The following is a 17,597-nucleotide window of genomic DNA, read 5'->3' on the forward strand; positions in this document are numbered from 1 at the left end:
CTTGGCGGTTACGATGAGCCAGAAACCCTCTCTTATCAAATCGACCAAAACTGTCCCATTGGTGCTGACGTCAGACACAGTTGACCATTATCACAATTTCGTGACAAATTCATTCTGATTTTAGAATGTTACGGGGTGGGCAGGAAAATCGAGGGAATATCAATAATTATACCTGCTCTGGGCTTGTTTGCCTTACTAGCATGCACAACTTTTTTGTTGGTGCGAGCCGCGACTGCATATGTGTCAGGCCGGGTCCATCGTGTCCGCGCATCAGCGGAAATCATTGGTTTGCTGATTGTGCTCTATATCTCGATCGAACCCGGGCTCCGATTTGCCAAAGCTGAGACCCTTGTCGAGTCGACTGAGAGAGCGGTACTTGCGGCCATTGCCATCAGTGTAGCGTTTCTCTTGAACGGCGTGGTTCGCCTCGTTCTTTGGGGCGGGTTACTCTCGGATTACGGCGAAAGGAAGGTTCCCATCATTGTCACGGAAGGCGTCGGGGTCACGTTCTATTTGATCGCCATCCTTCTGGTGATGCACTTTGTGTACGATGAGCCTGTCGGAGGTCTATTGGCCACCTCTGGCGTCGTCGCCCTTGTATTTGGATTCGCGGCACAATCGACCCTTAAGGAAGTCTTCTCCGGAGTGGCTCTCAACGCCACTCAGGCATTGCGTATCGGCGACTATGTCGAGATCGACGGTGTTTATGGCCAAGTCTACGAAATCAACTGGCGGTCGATATCGGTGAAGAATCCGCACACAGATTCGCTTTATATTTTCCCCAACAGTGGCGTTGCTGAACGAACTATCCTGAACTTTAGTGAACCCACTGGTCGGTTTAGATACTACTTAAAATTCACTTTAGAACTGTCGTCTCCACCAGAGCTCGCCATTCGTGCCATTGCCAAGGAGCTTGAGTGCTCCCGATTTGTCCGTCGCGATCCTAAGCCTGATTTCAATATGCTCGAAATTACGAACGAGGGAATCGAAATTAGGGTTCGTTTCCATTTCGATGACGACGATCATTGGTGGGACGCGCAAAATGAGATGGTCATGGCAATCTGGAGCGCGATGAGGAAACATCGTCTTCGTATCGCGATCAACCGACATTGGCTGGGTACCGGCGACGAGTGGGAGAAACTCGACCGGGATGGCGCCGCTGATTTCGGGAAAGACAAGGTCGCCACCCAGCTTGGGAAATCAGAAATCTTCGCGGAGTGCACCGACGAAGACCTGGCGCGGCTGGCAGATGACGCTAGAATTATACCTCTCAATCCACCGGCTTGCTTCTATAAGCCGGGCGAACCGTCAGATGGGCTCTATTTCGTCCTTAGTGGAAATGTCGCGCTTCACCAGCGAATAGACGAAGAGGGAGTGAACGAGGTCAAAGTCGAGAATTGCCCGTCCGGAGAGATCTTTGGGCTGCAAAGTTTCTTGGACGCGGCTCCTCGGATTTATCTCGCACAGGCAGAACATTATTCGGTGGTCGCTCACCTCCCTGACGAGTCGATGCGAAGCTTAATGTCCGACCAACCAGAAATTCGATTAAAGCTTCAAGACACACTCGCGGCGCGCACCCAGCGGCGCGAAAGGGATGCAGAAATTTCACGCAAAGAGCATTTGACCGCACTGCATGCTGAAGAACGTCGCAAGCTCTCTGAAGAGCTACGCCAAAACGTGGACGAATTACTGGAACGCCCGGCTTTGCACCACTTCATGAGCCTTCTATCATCCAAGGTACGGCACGAAGATATTCTAAAGGCAACAATGGCGGGCGCCGGAATCATAGCGGCTTGCAGGGGCGATGTTGACGAAGATGAGGAAGTGTTTCTCCGGCAAACTATGGCTGAGGCGAACTTGCTCAGGCACATGGATATTAATCACGGGTTGGAGTTGTTTCGCGAGTTTGCAGCATCGGACGATGTTATGGTCCGGGATGGCCCAGTATTTACGACGCTCGACCGTGCAAGCGAGATGAAGGGCGGACCACAAATTGTCCATGCTATTGCAGTAGGGATGATGGGGGTTCACGGAACCCCAACAGCGAAGGAATGTGAGGCGATTGTGGACATCTCAAAACGGCTCGACTTGGAGGTGCCAAAATGGGCGCAAAAAGTTAATAGAGAGCGGAATGGGTGACGAAGTGGCAAAATCTGGGTTCGTATTCTCCATTGGTCTCACAGGGCACCGGGACATTCATAATGATGCAGTTGCCGACATACGCGCGACGCTGCGAAATGAACTCGAGGCTCTAAAAGACCGGTTTGTAGCCCTCCCGGTCGAGCTTGTGACCGGATTGGCTCAGGGCGCCGATACAATCGCAACCGAAGTCGCGATTGAGATAGGATTGCCCGTGCGCGCAGTTCTGCCAATGCCCCGCGCGCTCTACGAGGCTGACTTTGAGGGCGAAGCCCATTCCAACCTAATCAGACTTTTGGATGACGCGCGCGTCAAAGTAGAGGAGTTACCACTCCCTCACGGGACCGGGGAGGACGACTGCAAAGAGGGCGCGGCTCGTGATGCCCTCTACGCACGGCTCATGGATTACCTTGTCAGGCGTTCGAATGTCCTAGTTGCTCTTTGGGATGGAGAGGTGACGGGTCTGACTGGCGGATCGTCCGACGTTGTCGTTCGCTACCTCTCTGGTTCAGAGCCGCAGGCACGGCAGGCCCGCAAACTCGAAGCGGTTGTCGACGCCGGGTTGGCAGATGACCAATCGGACCTCGCGATTTGGATTGAAACGCCTAGGCAGGCGAGTGAAGTTGAGCACGGCGACGTGCAGACAAGCTATCTGGTACAGGCGGGTGCTACCGGCCTTATCTGTCGCCTGCCGCAAATCCCTGACTTCGTACTGGAGCGCTGGAGCGAGTTTGACCAGTATGCCATCGAACGTGATACAGCTACCGGCACCGATTTGACCGCTTATCCGATCTCGACCCCCGATGACATCAAGGTATCAGAAGTCACATCATCGATTGACGTGGATTTCGTCCGTGCGGATCAACTTGCCCTCGCAAATCAGCGTCAATCGGATCGTCTCTTTAAGCTCTTCGGCCTAATGGCCGCCCTGATGGGGCTGACATTTCTGCTCTATGCGAAGATTGCCGCACTGAAACTGTTTCTCATCGCTTATGTAGCTCTGTTTGCGGGAGGTTTCATACTTTTCGCCATTGGCTCGAGGCGCGGCTGGTTTGGACGTCACCTCGCCTTCCGTGCGCTGGCCGAGGCACTCCGCATCCGATTTTTCCTCGTCTTGTCTGGAGGTGGTGCAACAGGCCAGACGCGGCGGCTTTTCCGACTGACCAGTATTGAGCGTTTCAAGGGCTTCGGATGGATTGGCGATGCAATCCGATGCACAGAACCTTTGACCTATGAAAGCACTGTCCCTGCGAAAGAAAGGGTTGCGGCGGTATCAGAAAGATGGGTCAAGGATCAAGCGGCTTATTTTTCACGAAAGCATCACCAGTTACACGGTGAGCACGAGCGTCTCGAAACAGTAAAGAAATTCCTGTTTCTCGCAGCGTTTCTCGGTGCCGTCTCGCTGCTCTTCTTCAAGAAGTCACTTTACGGTTTCCATATCGGCGACCTTGATGGCAAGACCCTTGTCGTCTTCCTCATGGGGCTTTTGCCGCTTTGGCTTGCAATATGGGAAATCTACCAAACGAAGATGGCGACGCGTGAACTGCTCTGGCAGTACGCAAATCAGGGAGAGCTGTTCGAACTTGCAGAGCGGCGTCTCGAAGCGATTTCCGATCCTATCCACGCCCAGGATGTGATCGCGGATTTGGCCGAACGCTCGCTCATGGACGTGGTTCAGTGGAGCACGCACCGCTACCACCGCGAACATGAGCCGCCATCAGCTGGATGATGAAGAAAGTGGAGGATAGCAGCGATTTCAAGGCACAACTTTCCAAGTTGCGCCACGACATTCGCACACCGGTAGGCCATATCATCGGCTACGCCGAGATGATTGAGGAGGATCTGCCGCCTGATCTCCTGAAGACATTTTCGGGAGACCTGCAAGCCATCCAGAATGCAGGCCAAAAAATGCTTGCGCTTATAGAAGATTTCTTGGGAGCCACGACGGCGTCGCCTGAAGAAGTCAATGTAAGCGAGGCTCAGTTTCAGTTTCGAATGCAACTCAACCACATAAACGGCTATTCGGAAATGATCTTCGAGGAGGCGACAGACCTCGACGAAAACGAGTTTATCTCTGACATTGAAAAAATTTCTGAAGCGGGCCGGGCTGCTTTGAATTTGGTTGAAGCGATCCCGCAGCGTCTACTTGAAAAAAGCGCCTATAAAGAAACTAGCCCAAAGAAAAAAAACATACCCACTACTGAGCAGAACACTCAGGTTATAACCAGCGAAATCGGCCAAGGCGGAGAGATTCTGGTCGTCGACGATGACATTTCCAACCGAGAATTGCTCAAGCGGCGCGTAAAGCGCATGGGCTACTCCGCACGGGTAGTTTCCAACGGTGAGGAGGCTCTTGCCCTACTTGAAACTGAGCGATTTGATCTCGTCCTGCTCGACTACATGATGCCCGGCCTGTCGGGTCTTGAGACCCTGCAACGAATGAAGTCGTCATCTCGCCTGCGCACAATCCCAGTCATCATGTTATCTGCATCTGACGATATCGGGATGATGGTCGAATGTATCCTGCAAGGTGCAGAAGACTACATCTTCAAGCCTTTCAATCCAATCCTGCTTCAAGCTCGGATCAGCGCATGCCTCGAAAAGGTGCGCCTTCGTCAGAACATCTCAAGGCAGTTCCGGATTTTCATATCCTCACCAGGCGACGTCATTCCTGAGCGGCGAGTGGCAAAGACTGTGATTGGGCGTCTCAACGAGGAGTTTTTTGGACGTGCCTATCTGATCCCAATCCTCTGGGAAGAGGAACCCATGCTGGCTTCTGAGACCTTCCAGGCTCAGATCCACCCACCGCATGAGACGGAAATCTACGTCGGTATTCTTTGGTCTCGCATCGGCTCACCTCTACCCGATACGATCCTGAGACCCGACGGAACCCGATATGAGTCTGGTACGGCATTCGAATTCGAGGACGCCCTAAGCGGTTTCAAGCAAAAAGGCTCTCCGGAGATGCTACTCTACCGAAAACAGGGGGCACCGACGTTATCGCTCGAGGATCGTGACGTGGTTCTCGACAGGCTCGACCAGATCGACAAGCTCAGCCAGTATCTCGATCGCTGGCTGATTGGCGAAGACGGCTCCTATATCGGAGCCTTTCATATGTTTGAAACCGAGGAACAGCTCGACACGATGCTCGAGATGCATCTGCGAAAACTCGTTGAGGCTCGGCTAGCAGAAGATACGTCGGCGCGAACAGACGCCGCCTGAGGCGTCGTTCCGATGATCCGGTGAAGAAGAAAAGGAAGGGAAGACAAGATGGCGAAAATTCTTCTGGTTGAAGACAATGAGATGAATCGAGACATGCTGTCTCGCAGGCTCAAGAAGAAAGGCTACGACGTCGTGATGGCGTTTGACGGCCAGCGCGGTGTCGAGATGGCCTCAGAGGAAAGCCCCGACATTATTCTGCTCGATATGAGCCTTCCGGTCATGGATGGCTGGGACGCAGCACGGCACCTCAAAGCCAGCGACCAAACAAAGAGCATTCCGGTTATCGCACTGACTGCACATGCTATGGCTGGTGATCGCGATAAGGCTTTAGGTGCTGGCTGCGACGACTATGACACCAAGCCGGTCGACATAAAGCGACTTCTAGAAAAGATTGAAGGGTGGCTGAACGCGTGACGAGGCAAGGTTCTCATAGGCGCAAGCTCTGGCTGGTTGCCTGATGGCGGACGTCGATCTGCTCTGGGTCATTTTTGCCAGTGCCCTGGTCTTTTTGATGCAGGGTGGTTTCTTGTGCCTAGAGAGTGGGATGACGCGCTCAAAAAATAGCATCAACGTCGCGATCAAGAACCTCGCGGATTTCTGTCTGTCTACGCTTGTATTCTGGACGCTCGGCTTTGGGCTTATGTTTGGGCTGAGCTATCAAGGGTGGATCGGATCGGATCTGTTCTCCCTCGACTTTGCAAAGGCCTCTCCGTCTCTTGCTGTCTTCTTCTTATTCCAGGTGATGTTTTGCGGGGCCGCGGTCACGATCCTCTCGGGGATTGTCGCGGAGCGGATGAAGTTTGGTGCCTATCTCTTCGTCGCTGTGATCGTATCGGGGTTCCTCTACCCGATCGCAGGGCACTGGAGCTGGGCTGGCCTTGACGGCACAGGTGGATCGGGCTGGCTTGCAGAGTTGGGTTTTGTGGATTTTGCCGGGTCGACGGTGGTTCACAGCGTTGGGGGTTGGGCGGGCCTCGCGCTCGTCTTGATTGTGGGCCCGCGCTTGGGGCGCTTTGATGACGGCTCTGGCGCCCACACTATCACCCCTTCGAACATGCCCACCGCCACACTTGGAGCTCTTCTTCTCTTCATCGGCTGGCTGGGCTTCAATGGCGGAAGCACATTGGTGCTGGACGAAACTGTACCTTCTATTCTCATCAACACGGTCGTCGGAGGATGTGTCGGTGCTATCTCGGCCGGGGGGCTTCGCTACGCGGTCAATCAGCGGCTCGATGTGGATCAGTTCATCAATGGCGCACTAGGCGGACTTGTTGCGGTTACCGCGAACTGTTTCGCCGTCTCGACAGGCTCCGCCGCCCTGATTGGCCTGGTTGGTGGCATGATTGTCGTCTTCTTCAGCCAGATCCTCGAAACCCTGAAGATCGACGATGCGGTCGGAGCAATCCCTGTGCACCTGGGGGCCGGGATATGGGGCACTCTGGCGACTGGCCTCTACGGTGATCTCGAAACCCTTGGCACAGGGCTGAGCCGCCTCGAACAGATCGGTGTTCAAGGTCTGGGCGTGCTTGTCTACGGCATCTGGACCTTCGGAGTGGCCCTTCTCGTATTCTCGGCTGGTAACGCGGTTTTCCGGTTCAGGGTAACCGAAGAGGAAGAGATCGCAGGGCTCAATATCTCAGAACATGGGATGCAGCACGAAAGTGAGTTGCCGATTGTAGAAAGACATTTCTTGGAGAGCGCTAGATGAAACTTCTTCAAGCTCGATATTTCGCGAATATAAAGCTGCTGCAAGGCCCTCGCTTTTTCCAGAAGAGGATCGATTGATGGAGGGCATTGATCTGCTTTGGGTGATCATCGCCACTACCCTATTGTTCTTGATGCAAGCGGGCTTTCTTTGCCTCGAAACCGGAATGACCCGGTCGAAAAATAATATCAACGTCGCCATCAAGAACTTTTGTGACTTCTGTGTTTCGGCTCTGACGTTCTGGTTCCTGGGCTTCGGACTGATGTATGGGCTGAGCTATCAAGGGTGGATCGGATCGGATCTGTTCTCCCTCGACTTTGCAAAGGCCTCCCCGTCTCTTGCTGTCTTCTTCTTGTTCCAGTTGATGTTATGCGCGACGTCGGTCACGATCCTCTCGGGGATTGTCGCGGAGCGGATGAAGTTCGGTGCCTATCTCTTCGTCGCTGTGATCGTATCGGGGTTCCTCTACCCGATTGCTGGGCACTGGAGCTGGGCCGGGCGATCGTACGAGGCGTCAGGCTGGCTTGCAGAGTTGGGTTTTGTGGATTTTGCCGGGTCGACGGTGGTTCACAGCGTTGGGGGTTGGGCGGGCCTCGCGCTCGTCTTGATTGTGGGCCCGCGCTTGGGGCGCTTTGATGACGGCTCTGGCGCCCACACTATCACCCCTTCGAACATGCCCACCGCCACACTTGGAGCTCTTCTTCTCTTCATCGGCTGGCTGGGCTTCAATGGCGGAAGCACATTGGTGCTGGACGAAACTGTACCTTCTATTCTCATCAACACGGTCGTCGGAGGATGTGTCGGTGCTATCTCGGCCGGGGGGCTTCGCTACGCGGTCAATCAGCGGCTCGATGTGGATCAGTTCATCAATGGCGCACTAGGCGGACTTGTTGCGGTTACCGCGAACTGTTTCGCCGTCTCGACAGGGTCCGCCGCCCTGATTGGCCTGGTTGGTGGCATGATTGTCGTCTTCTTCAGCCAGATCCTCGAAACCCTGAAGATCGACGATGCGGTCGGAGCAATCCCTGTGCACCTGGGGGCCGGGATATGGGGCACTCTGGCGACTGGCCTCTACGGTGATCTCGAAACCCTTGGCACAGGGCTGAGCCGCCTCGAACAGATCGGTGTTCAAGGTCTGGGCGTGCTTGTCTACGGCATCTGGACCTTCGGAGTGGCCCTTCTCGTATTCTCGGCTGGTAACGCGGTTTTCCGATTCAGGGTAACCGAAGAGGAAGAGATCGCAGGGCTCAATATCGCTGAGCTTGGAATTCATCAGGAGAGCGAGCTGCAAGCTTCGATATCAACGCCCGTTGGAACACGGCCATGAACAAGAACTCTGCCAACATAACGGGAAATGATGGAATGGAGTCTTCCCGGAAGCTCTTCAAACGCCGGGCGATACTCATGGGCGGGAGCATCTTTGCCTCGATGCTTTTTGTGCATCCGACGGATCTCCTCGCGCAAGCGGAGCGTTCTGATGGGCCCCGCAGAATCAACTTGTCAGGCCGCCAGCGGATGCTGATCCAGCGAGCCGGAAAGTTTGTCTGTCTTGCCTATCAGAACCCCGATCCAGCCCCACTTCTAGCGGATGCTGCAGAGACACTGGCGCTTCATCAGACAGCCGAAGCTGGGCTGAAGTACGGAGACGAAGAGCTCGGACTTGAGCCGGAAACCAATGCCTCGGTTTTGAGTGCGCTGACACGAGCGAACAATGCCTTTGCCCCGTATGGTCAGACCATCCGTGATGCAATCGAGCGCCGACGCGTCGAGCAAGAGCATCTTCGGGCGATTTCGGACCTCAACGGTCTTGCCCTTACCGAAATGGATGCCGCGGTCAACCTGATCGAGAGGGTCTACAAAAGCGCAGAGCTATCCGAGCAGATGGCAATGCTCATCAATATCTCGGGTCGACAGCGCATGTTCACTCAAAGATTGGTTTTGCTGTCGTGCCTGACGCGGAGTTCCGCGATATCAGGTGACACTCGCCAGGAACTTTTCAGAACCATGAACAGGTTCAGCCTATCGCTGAATATTCTGCACCGGGTAACCCCCGGAGCGCTGCAAGGTGCAAAATCACAGCCGATCATTGAACGTCTCAACTCAGTTCAAGTTGACTGGGCTGCGCTAAAGGAGCGCATCTCAACGGCCAAACGGATCACAGAAGAAGGGTCCGCAGAACATATCCTGCATCTCAACGAAAGAGCAGAAGAACTTCTCACGAGGATGAACGAAATCGTCCTGCTTTATGAAGAGGCCGCCGAATGAAGGGAACCCAGATATGACGACTGAAAGGCAAACACCACGGCTGGGGTTGACGATCGGCACCAAGCTGGCGGCAATCAGCATAGTCATATCCATGGCTGCTGTCTGTATCGCGGCTGTATTGGCTGGATACTCGTCAAACGAAGCCCTGAAGCGTGCGGCGTTCGAAAGACTGACAGCCGTCCGCGAACTTAAGGCGCAGCAAATTGAAGGTTATTTTTCGCAAGTCGAGAATGAGCTCAGGTTTCTTTCGCAGAGCGCATCGTTGAAAGATCATCTTCAACAACTTCGGCGCGGGATCGTTTATCTGAAAACATCCGAAGATCTTGTAGCGCAAGAATATCAAGACGATCTGATTCAATTCTATCTTGAGGACTTTCGTGGGCGGTATGAGGCGGAAACAGGAACCCGCGCCGACGACGCGGTCATTGATAGCTTGTTGCCAAATGATCCCTTGGGGGCATTTCTTCAGAACCAGTACATTGTTGATCCACGACTTGTGAATGAGTCGCAGTTTGAAACATATTTTGGGTCTGCATTTTCAAGATTGGATCAGCCATTAAACGAATTTCAGAACGAATTCGGTTTTTACGACGTCTTTCTGATCGAGCCTGATGATGGCCGCATCGTGTACTCCGTTGAACGTGAAATCGATTTTGGCACGAGCCTATTCTACGGCCCGCATTCAAACACGAACCTCGCACGGGCAGTAACGGCAGCGATGGCTGCCAGACCTGGTCAAGTCATCTTCGCCGATTTCGAACCGTATGTCCCCTCATTCAATGCACCGGCGGCTTTCGCCGCTCTGCCCGTTTACGATGGGCCAATACCGATTGGGGTGCTTGCCGTACAACTTCCTCTCAGCGGGATCAACGCGATCATGACTTCCAACGAGGCATGGAGCGATGTTGGTTTGGGTGAATCTGGCGAAACATATCTTGTTGGCCGTGACAAGCTCTTGCGCAATCAGTCAAGATTCCTGATCGAAGATCGCGAAGAGTATCTGAAGTTGATCGGAGAGGTTGGCAGTTCGAGCTCGATCGTTGAACAGATTGAACGCACCAACAGTTCGGTCGGCCTGCAAGAGGTCGACACTATTGGAACGCGGGCAGCTCTCGCAGGAAGCACCGGAACAGAAATCTTTCCCGACTACAGAAATGTCGAGGTCTTGTCCTCGTATCGTCCGCTTGAGTTGTCGGGACTAGATTGGGTCATTATGAGCGAGATCGATCGCGAAGAAGCCCTGCGCGATGCGAACCAACTGATTGACCGACTGATCTTGGTTGCCTCGATAGTTCTGGCCATCGCAATCTATGCTTCCTATCTATTTTCAATTTCGCTTACACGACCGCTTCGATTGCTGTCTGGCAGTGCTACGAAACTAGCTGCTGGTGAATTGGACGAGCCTATTATGGTGCAGACAAGCGACGAGATCGGTGAGCTAGCGCAGAATTTCGAAGCATTACGCCTATCGATCATTCGGTCTCTTGAGCAAGTTGAAAATCAAAAGACCACACTGGAAGAGACAGTAGCCGCACGCACCACCGAACTCAACGAAGCGTCGGCACAACTGGAGCTGGCGTTATCGAAAATGTCGAACGGCATTTATATGCTTGATGCCGACATGAATTATGTCCTGGCCAATGAGCGCTACACCGAGATGTTTGCAATGCCCTCAAGGTTGGTCGAACCAGGGCAATCGGAAGAGGAGGTCATTCGTTGGCACGCGGAAAACGGTGACTACGGGCTCGGAGATACTGAACAGCTAATCCGCACGCGGCTAGAAACTCTTGCCGAGGGACATTCGTCGAATGTTGTCCTCAGTACGACGTCAGGCCGAACGATTGAGATCAGAACGACGCCAATAAAAGGAGGAGGACTCGTCGGGGTCGTTACCGATATTACCACAATCAAGCGCAACGAAGCAGAGCTCCTGGAACAGAATGAAAACTTGCAGAAGATTCAAAGCGAGCTCGCGTTTAGTGAGCAGAGAATATCGAAGATTATTGAATCCAGTCCCATTGGTATCGTTTCGATCGACAGAAAAGGGACCATTGAGACATTCAGCTCGGCTGCAGAGCAGATATTTGGTTACTACGCGTCGGACGTCATTGGAAAGAACATCAAGATCCTGATGGAAACACACGTGGCCGTTGAGCACGACCTTTATCTCGAACGCCGTATTCATGGCGCGTCGTCAACGGTCGTTGGTCAAAGTCGGATCGTCAACGCCGTTCGAAAAGATGGGTCGGTATTTAAACTGGAAGCGCGGGTTGAAGAAGTTCAAGTCGGAGATGAAATCTTCTATATCGGGCTTGTTGAGGACATAACTGAACGCCTTGAACTGGAACGGCAAGCCGAGGAGGCGCGCGAGCAGGCCGAACGAGCCAATGAAGCCAAGAGCGCGTTCCTTGCAAATATGAGCCATGAACTTCGCACACCGATGAATGCGATCATTGGATACTCAGAGATGTTGGCTGAGGATGCTGAAGATGACGGGCTGGAAGAGATGCTCGGCGATCTGAACAAGATCACCAACGCTGGCAAGCATCTATTGTCCCTGATCAACGACGTTCTCGACCTCTCCAAGATCGAAGCTGGAAAAATGGAGTTTTTCCTTGAAGACATCGCCGTCAAGGACATTGCAGAAGACGTTGCCAGTACAGCACTCAGCCTTATCGAAAAGAATGCCAATGAACTCATTCTGGATATCGATCAGGATTTAGGCACCATGCACGGCGATGTTACGAAAATTCGTCAGATTCTCTTCAATCTGATCTCCAACGCAGCGAAGTTTACAAAGGAAGGAAAGATTACTCTTTCCGCAAACGCGGCCTCCATATCGAATGAGCCTGCAATTCGGTTTGCTGTTTCCGATACAGGAATTGGCATTCCTGAAGACAAAATTGAGCATATCTTCTCGGAGTTTTCTCAGGCGGATGAATCTACCACACGTGACTATGGCGGAACCGGCCTGGGGCTCGCGCTCGTGAAAAGGTTCTGCGAAATGATGGGTGGCAGCATCCGTGTCGAAAGTACTGTTGGAAAGGGGTCGAGTTTTATCGTCACGCTGCCGAAGAAAGCCAAAAAGAAGCATGCAGGTCTTGAAGAGGAGGCGAGCATTTCGGATCCAACGCCCGAGCATTATTCATCGGACCCGGACACAAAAACCTCTTCAAATCAACCAATTGAAGAGGCGTCATCTCTGAACACGGTCCTTGTCATTGATGATGAGGCATCAGCTCGAGAACTGCTCAAGAAACGCCTGGAAGCAGAGGGTTGTGCAGTTCTTTTAGCCAAGAGTGGCGGCGAAGGCCTTGAACTTGCGGCGAAGCACCACCCTTCTCTCATTACACTCGACGTCATGATGCCTGGAATGGACGGCTGGACAGTGCTTCGTAAGCTGAAGGCTGACAACAATCTCAAGGATATTCCGGTAGTCATGATTTCGATGGTTGGAGACAAGGCCATGAGCTATTCACTTGGTGCCGTTGAAGCCCTTCAAAAACCTGTTGACCGAGGCAAGCTGTCGGGGCTTGTCAAAAAGTATGCGTCGAAAGGTCAAAAGACAGCACTTGTCGTTGAAGACGACCCGGCTGCCCGCGAAACCATGGTGCGCACTCTTCAAGGCGACGGCTGGAAAGTCGATGAAGCGGAGAATGGCAAAATAGCACTTGGAAAAACAGAAAAACATGAATTCGAACTTATTCTGCTTGATCTTATGATGCCGGTCATGGACGGTTTTGAGTTTCTCGAGCGCCTCAGATCAAGCGAACACCCCTCAGCCAATTGCCCAATAATTATTGTTACAGCGATGGAACTGAACACCGAAGACCACAAACGCCTACAGACTAGTGTTAGCGATGTCGTGCAAAAGTCTGGCGGAGATGTGGAGGGCGTATTGGAAGAAATACTCTCGCTGATTCATCGATAGAGCGTAAGGGATTCTTGATTTGAAAGAAATGGCTGGCAAACAGGCTCCTGGGCTTGATGAGGCATTACAGGCACTTAAAGGTGAAGTAACGAACTGGGAGCTTTTCCTCTCAAGTCACCATGATATTTCTGCCGTCTTCGCCGGGGCCGACCTTTCCGAGGCGGACCTAGCGGAACGCAACCTTTCAGGATTTAACCTCACCGGCACAGACCTCTTCGAAGCCAGACTGTCATCTGCAAACTTAAAGCACGCAAAGATGGATCGCGCGGAGCTTTCAGGGGCGGATCTTTCACGCGCTGGACTTTACAAGGCGAAACTTACCGCAGCCACCTTGACAGCTGCGAACCTTGAGGGCGCCGACTTGACGCAAGCTGATCTTTCTGGCGCAGACTTGCGTGGCGCAAATCTTGTGGGGGCGGATCTCACTGGTGCGGACCTTAGTAATGCAAACCTAGCAAATGCCGACCTTCGAGATACCTGTCTAGAAGATGCAAATATCTCTTGCGCGTCACTCAGCACAGCTCGAGTTGAAGGGGCCAATGTGACCGGCGTGGTCTATGGAAGCCTTAGAGATATGAGCGGATGCTATCTTGGGATTCGCGGCCTTGACTCGGTTTACGGTAACGCGCTGTTTGTACGAGACGCCAGAGATCAAGACTACATAGATACACTGGAAGCTTCTATTTCAAAGATGCCTAAGGGATTTGCCAAGTCCGTCGAACTGGCATTGTTCAAAGCATGGGGGCTTTTTGATCATGGACGTAGTCTTCTAAAAGTGGGGATTTATGCATTCGTTCTCGCGACACTTTATGGAGTTATTTATTCGTTCGATATGTGGCTAGGGTGGGGTATGCTGGACTACTCAAACTCGGCACAAAGCTGGTTTACGCCCTTCTACGTTTCGCTGGTTACATACACGACACTGGGATATGGAGACGTAACAGCTGAGAACGTATACGGGGAAATTCTGGTCATTAGCGAAGTGGTTTTGGGATATTTTACTCTTGGCCTTCTTCTCTCGATCATTGCAAACACAATTGCTCGACGGAGCTAGCAATATGCTGCGATTAATCTGGAGCAAGACGTTCAAGCGCAATCGCTTTGGCGGATTTGCTGCCATGTTGATTGGCTTGTCCTCTCCCGTCGCAGCCCAAGACTGTCCGATCAAGGTTGGCGTACTGCACTCGCTGTCCGGAACGATGGCGATCTCGGAAACCACTCTTAAGGATACGATGGAAATGCTCATCGATATCCAAAATGAGGCTGGCGGCGTTCTGGGCTGCGAGCTCGAAGCTGTAGTCGTCGATCCGGCGTCAGACTGGCCGCTCTTTGCCGAAAAGGCACGTGAACTGTTGACAGTGCACGAGGTCGACGTCTTTTTCGGAAGCTGGACTTCGGTGTCGCGGAAATCGGTCCTGCCGGTCATCGAGGAGCTTAACGGCCTTCTCTTCTACCCGGTGCAGTACGAGGGCGAGGAGTCGTCGAAGAACGTCTTCTACACCGGCGCCGCGCCGAACCAGCAGGCGATCCCGGCCACAGATTACTTCCTGGAAGAACTGGAAGTTGAGAAATTCGTGCTTCTGGGAACCGACTATGTATATCCGCAGACAACGAACAACATCCTCGAAAGCTATCTCCAGCAGCAGGGTATCGCCTCTGACGATATCTTCGTGAACTACACGCCCTTCGGCCACTCCGACTGGTCCAAGATTGTTGCCGATGTTGTTGCCTTGGGCGCCGACGGCAAGAAAGTCGGTGTAATCTCGACGATTAACGGGGACGCCAATGTGGGCTTTTACAAAGAGCTGGCGGCTGCAGGTGTTTCTGCCGATGACATTCCAGTAGTTGCCTTCTCGGTCGGCGAAGAAGAGCTCTCTGGCCTCGACACGTCGAACCTGGTCGGTCACCTTGCGGCTTGGAACTACTTCCAGACTGCCGAAGCCGAAGCCAACGGAGCCTGGGTGGCGGCGTGGAAGGAGCGCATGGGCGAAGAGCGCGTGACCAACGATCCGATGGAGGCGCACTACATTGGATTCAATATGTGGATCAATGCCGTAACTTCAGCTGGCACCACTAATGTGGATGCTGTGCGGAACGCTATGTACGGGCAGGAGTTTCCGAACCTGACAGGCGGAACAGCCGTGATGCTGCCGAACCACCACCTTTCCAAGCCTGTTCTGATTGGCAAAATCCAGGCTGATGGGCAGTTCGATATCATCAGCCAAACCGAGGAAATCCCTGGCGATGCATGGACGGACTATCTGCCTGAATCCGCCGTTCTTATCTCGGATTGGAAAGACCTTGGTTGCGGGATGTACAGAACTGACACAGAGACCTGTGTTCAGATCCGGTCAAATTATTAGCCGTTGGCAATCATGTAGCGCCGAAGCGACCACTCTCATAGTCTTTTTTCGGATTGTATGTAGTGTTCCTAGTGAGGCGTAGCGGAAACTGTATCTTTCCATTCCTTTATCAATTGATTTGGAATCTCGACTTCGGAGGATACACCAAGCTGCCCTGATGCTCGCGTGACATAATCGAAGTAGACCTCGCCATCAGCGTCGGCGCTCCAACGCTTTGGGCAATTCACATCGATTATTAGTTTCTCCAATCTTGTATCCTTCGCTTTATTCGCAAAAAAGAGTCTATGTAACTCTTCCAATCTGGACAACTGATCCGGGGCTGATTTATCAAAAACAAGAAACATTATGTCACAAAATTTAGCCAGCGCCATATCCGGAATGCGCTCTTCTAATTCAGTTGTACTTGGCTGTTTTTCTAGAATAGCGTGTATCTTGGCCATAGTTTCAGCCTCCTCTTCACTACCCTCTCCAGGTGTTTCAAACGGCTCAAGTTCGAGAGTCAAACCCTCCTCAACAGCAGAGATACATGCTAATTCACGAACCTTACATTCGACTGAACTGACCAAAGCTAAGTTTTTTGGCCCGACGATTGAGAGTAATTTTCTGAACTGCTCCCGAAATATAGCTTCAATCATGGGCTCAAGCTGCTTGGGAAGCTCTGGTTGAGACAAAACGCCAATTCTGATGACATTTCTCATACGCTAGTGGCCCTCCTCGGGAACCCGATCTGACTGAATCACTCCCATTTATGGCGAGTGGCAAGATGGTAGTCCTGCGACGGGACTATCTTGTTTGATAACTCATGTGGCACGCTGAGGAAACCAGCGACAAGCTCTGCCTGACTTAGGCCTCCGGGCTGAACCCGTTGCCCAGTTGAGACTAACGAGGCATCACAGATGGCTTTTCGGACACTGGCAGTTCCCACCCACCAAATTGAGAACAAATCAAAAGCATCACAGATTCTGTATAAGCCATTTATATGTTTGGAATTTTTTCCTTGCGTTTGATCGATGGCAGTCCCATCTCTTTCCGATCAAAGTTCATTGCTGGTCTTAGCATCTGAACGACGGGACGAACGGCGGCAAAAGAGCCGTTCGTGGATCAGGTCACCCTGATCATTCGTGAGCGACCCGGAGGGTCCTGCTTACGCATCAAGGGAGAAACCGCGGTGTTCAGCATCCCACGAAAGTTTCGAGGGGGCCCTCCGAGCTGTGGCCTCTGATCCATTCGGAAGACGCCTTCGGGTGTCGGTGGTCGGTCGCCGAGAGCGTAGTCATGCCGCTTGGTGTTGAGTTGCCGGCGCCATCTCTCGATGATGATTTGGACCTTCCCGAGCGAGTAGAAGATTTCCTTGTTCAGCAGCTCGTCGCGGAACCGGGCATTGAAGCTCTCGACATAGCCGTTCTCCCTAGGTGATCCCGGTTCGATATATGCGGTCTTGGCGACCAAAGTGGTAACCCAGTCTCTCACTGCCTGTGCGACAAACTCGGGCCGTTGTCGGATCGGACGAAGCCGGGCACACCGCGCAAGCTGAACAAGTTATTGAGTGCATCGACAACACCGGTAGCGTTGCGCTTGCGCTCGATCTTGATCCCAAGACACTACCTGCTGAACTAATGAAGGGTGTTCGGTGTGAGGAATGCGTCGCCGGCGTCCGTCCGTCAATGAACGAATGCAATGAAACAATCACTGAGCGATCATGCCCATTCTATCCCAAAGTCTACAAAGTTGATTGCGAGCTCCCGCAACCAATACTTCCAGTCAGATATCAAGCACTTAGCGCCCAAAGGGGCGCTTTCTGCGTTCAGGGCCACTGCACAACTGGAAGCACTGTGGAAGCATTAAAGCAATTCAGCCTGTGATGAATGCGCAACAGAGGCTGAACGAGCACCTGGCGGTACGAAAACAGGACACGTCCATTCCGACAGACAGGATATGTCGTTCCCCCAAGCATGCTTTGGAAACGCTTGAT

At 52.7% G+C, this 17,597-nt stretch carries 11 protein-coding genes and 1 pseudogene; 10 read left to right on the forward strand and 2 right to left on the reverse strand.

The annotated features are described in order from the left end of the window. The first annotated feature begins 297 nt into the window (after window positions 1–297). The 10 genes from AC2FLO_RS13440 to urtA all read left to right on the forward strand — a co-directional run bounded on the left by AC2FLO_RS13440 (window position 298) and on the right by urtA (window position 15,625). Complete coding sequence (locus tag AC2FLO_RS13440; RefSeq protein WP_496804257.1) at window positions 298–2,139, forward strand: mechanosensitive ion channel domain-containing protein; 1,842 nt, start codon at window positions 298–300, stop codon at window positions 2,137–2,139. After that, on the forward strand, window positions 2,132–3,868 hold the full coding sequence (locus tag AC2FLO_RS13445) for a hypothetical protein (protein WP_496755233.1): 1,737 nt from the start codon (window positions 2,132–2,134) through the stop codon (window positions 3,866–3,868). Before AC2FLO_RS13440 ends, AC2FLO_RS13445 begins: the two co-directional genes overlap by 8 nt. Then, window positions 3,865–5,361, forward strand: a complete 1,497-nt coding sequence (locus AC2FLO_RS13450) for a response regulator (RefSeq protein ID WP_496755231.1) — start codon at window positions 3,865–3,867, stop codon at window positions 5,359–5,361. Before AC2FLO_RS13445 ends, AC2FLO_RS13450 begins: the two co-directional genes overlap by 4 nt. Window positions 5,362–5,409: 48 nt before the next feature. Continuing rightward, window positions 5,410–5,775, forward strand: a complete 366-nt coding sequence (locus tag AC2FLO_RS13455) for a response regulator (RefSeq protein WP_085641541.1) — start codon at window positions 5,410–5,412, stop codon at window positions 5,773–5,775. 43 nt (window positions 5,776–5,818) lie between these two features. After that, complete coding sequence (locus AC2FLO_RS13460; protein WP_496804249.1) at window positions 5,819–7,069, forward strand: ammonium transporter; 1,251 nt, start codon at window positions 5,819–5,821, stop codon at window positions 7,067–7,069. Between the two features lie 76 nt (window positions 7,070–7,145). Beyond that, complete coding sequence (locus AC2FLO_RS13465) at window positions 7,146–8,393, forward strand: ammonium transporter (protein WP_496804250.1); 1,248 nt, start codon at window positions 7,146–7,148, stop codon at window positions 8,391–8,393. Window positions 8,394–8,494: 101 nt separating this feature from the next. Then, entirely contained in the window at window positions 8,495–9,331 is an 837-nt protein-coding gene (locus AC2FLO_RS13470; RefSeq protein ID WP_496804258.1) for a type IV pili methyl-accepting chemotaxis transducer N-terminal domain-containing protein, read from the forward strand. A gap of 13 nt (window positions 9,332–9,344) precedes the next feature. Continuing rightward, the gene (locus tag AC2FLO_RS13475; protein ID WP_496753737.1) at window positions 9,345–13,262 is read left to right on the forward strand and encodes a response regulator; all 3,918 of its coding nucleotides are present in this window, start codon (window positions 9,345–9,347) and stop codon (window positions 13,260–13,262) included. 28 nt (window positions 13,263–13,290) lie between these two features. After that, window positions 13,291–14,316 (forward strand): pentapeptide repeat-containing protein, encoded by a 1,026-nt coding sequence (locus AC2FLO_RS13480; protein WP_496753735.1) that lies wholly within the window; start codon window positions 13,291–13,293, stop codon window positions 14,314–14,316. A 64-nt stretch (window positions 14,317–14,380) separates the two neighbouring features. Next, a complete protein-coding gene (gene urtA / locus AC2FLO_RS13485; RefSeq protein ID WP_496753746.1) occupies window positions 14,381–15,625 on the forward strand; it encodes an urea ABC transporter substrate-binding protein in 1,245 nt (414 codons plus the stop codon). 68 nt (window positions 15,626–15,693) lie between these two features. Here the strand turns inward: urtA and AC2FLO_RS13490 are convergent, their stop codons facing one another. Beyond that, the gene (locus AC2FLO_RS13490) at window positions 15,694–16,323 is read right to left on the reverse strand and encodes a hypothetical protein (protein ID WP_496753734.1); all 630 of its coding nucleotides are present in this window, start codon (window positions 16,321–16,323) and stop codon (window positions 15,694–15,696) included. Between the two features lie 403 nt (window positions 16,324–16,726). After that, window positions 16,727–17,226: pseudogene (locus AC2FLO_RS13495) on the reverse strand (integrase core domain-containing protein); the annotation flags it as partial. Window positions 17,227–17,597: the final 371 nt, after the last annotated feature.

The sequence above is a fragment of the Ruegeria sp. TASC047 genome (assembly GCF_059612445.1).

Excerpts from the sequence above, each read along its gene's own strand:
- urtA (WP_496753746.1), top strand. The coding sequence starts at position 14,381 with ATGTTGATTGGCTTGTCCTCTCCCGTCGCAGCCCAAGACTGTCCGATC.
- AC2FLO_RS13480 (WP_496753735.1), top strand. The coding sequence starts at position 13,291 with ATGGCTGGCAAACAGGCTCCTGGGCTTGATGAGGCATTACAGGCACTT.
- AC2FLO_RS13445 (WP_496755233.1), top strand. The coding sequence starts at position 2,132 with ATGGGTGACGAAGTGGCAAAATCTGGGTTCGTATTCTCCATTGGTCTC.
- AC2FLO_RS13470 (WP_496804258.1), top strand. The coding sequence starts at position 8,495 with ATGCTTTTTGTGCATCCGACGGATCTCCTCGCGCAAGCGGAGCGTTCT.
- AC2FLO_RS13475 (WP_496753737.1), top strand. The coding sequence starts at position 9,345 with ATGACGACTGAAAGGCAAACACCACGGCTGGGGTTGACGATCGGCACC.
- AC2FLO_RS13490 (WP_496753734.1), bottom strand. The coding sequence starts at position 16,323 with ATGAGAAATGTCATCAGAATTGGCGTTTTGTCTCAACCAGAGCTTCCC.
- AC2FLO_RS13450 (WP_496755231.1), top strand. The coding sequence starts at position 3,865 with ATGATGAAGAAAGTGGAGGATAGCAGCGATTTCAAGGCACAACTTTCC.
- AC2FLO_RS13465 (WP_496804250.1), top strand. The coding sequence starts at position 7,146 with ATGGAGGGCATTGATCTGCTTTGGGTGATCATCGCCACTACCCTATTG.
- AC2FLO_RS13460 (WP_496804249.1), top strand. The coding sequence starts at position 5,819 with ATGGCGGACGTCGATCTGCTCTGGGTCATTTTTGCCAGTGCCCTGGTC.
- AC2FLO_RS13455 (WP_085641541.1), top strand. The coding sequence starts at position 5,410 with ATGGCGAAAATTCTTCTGGTTGAAGACAATGAGATGAATCGAGACATG.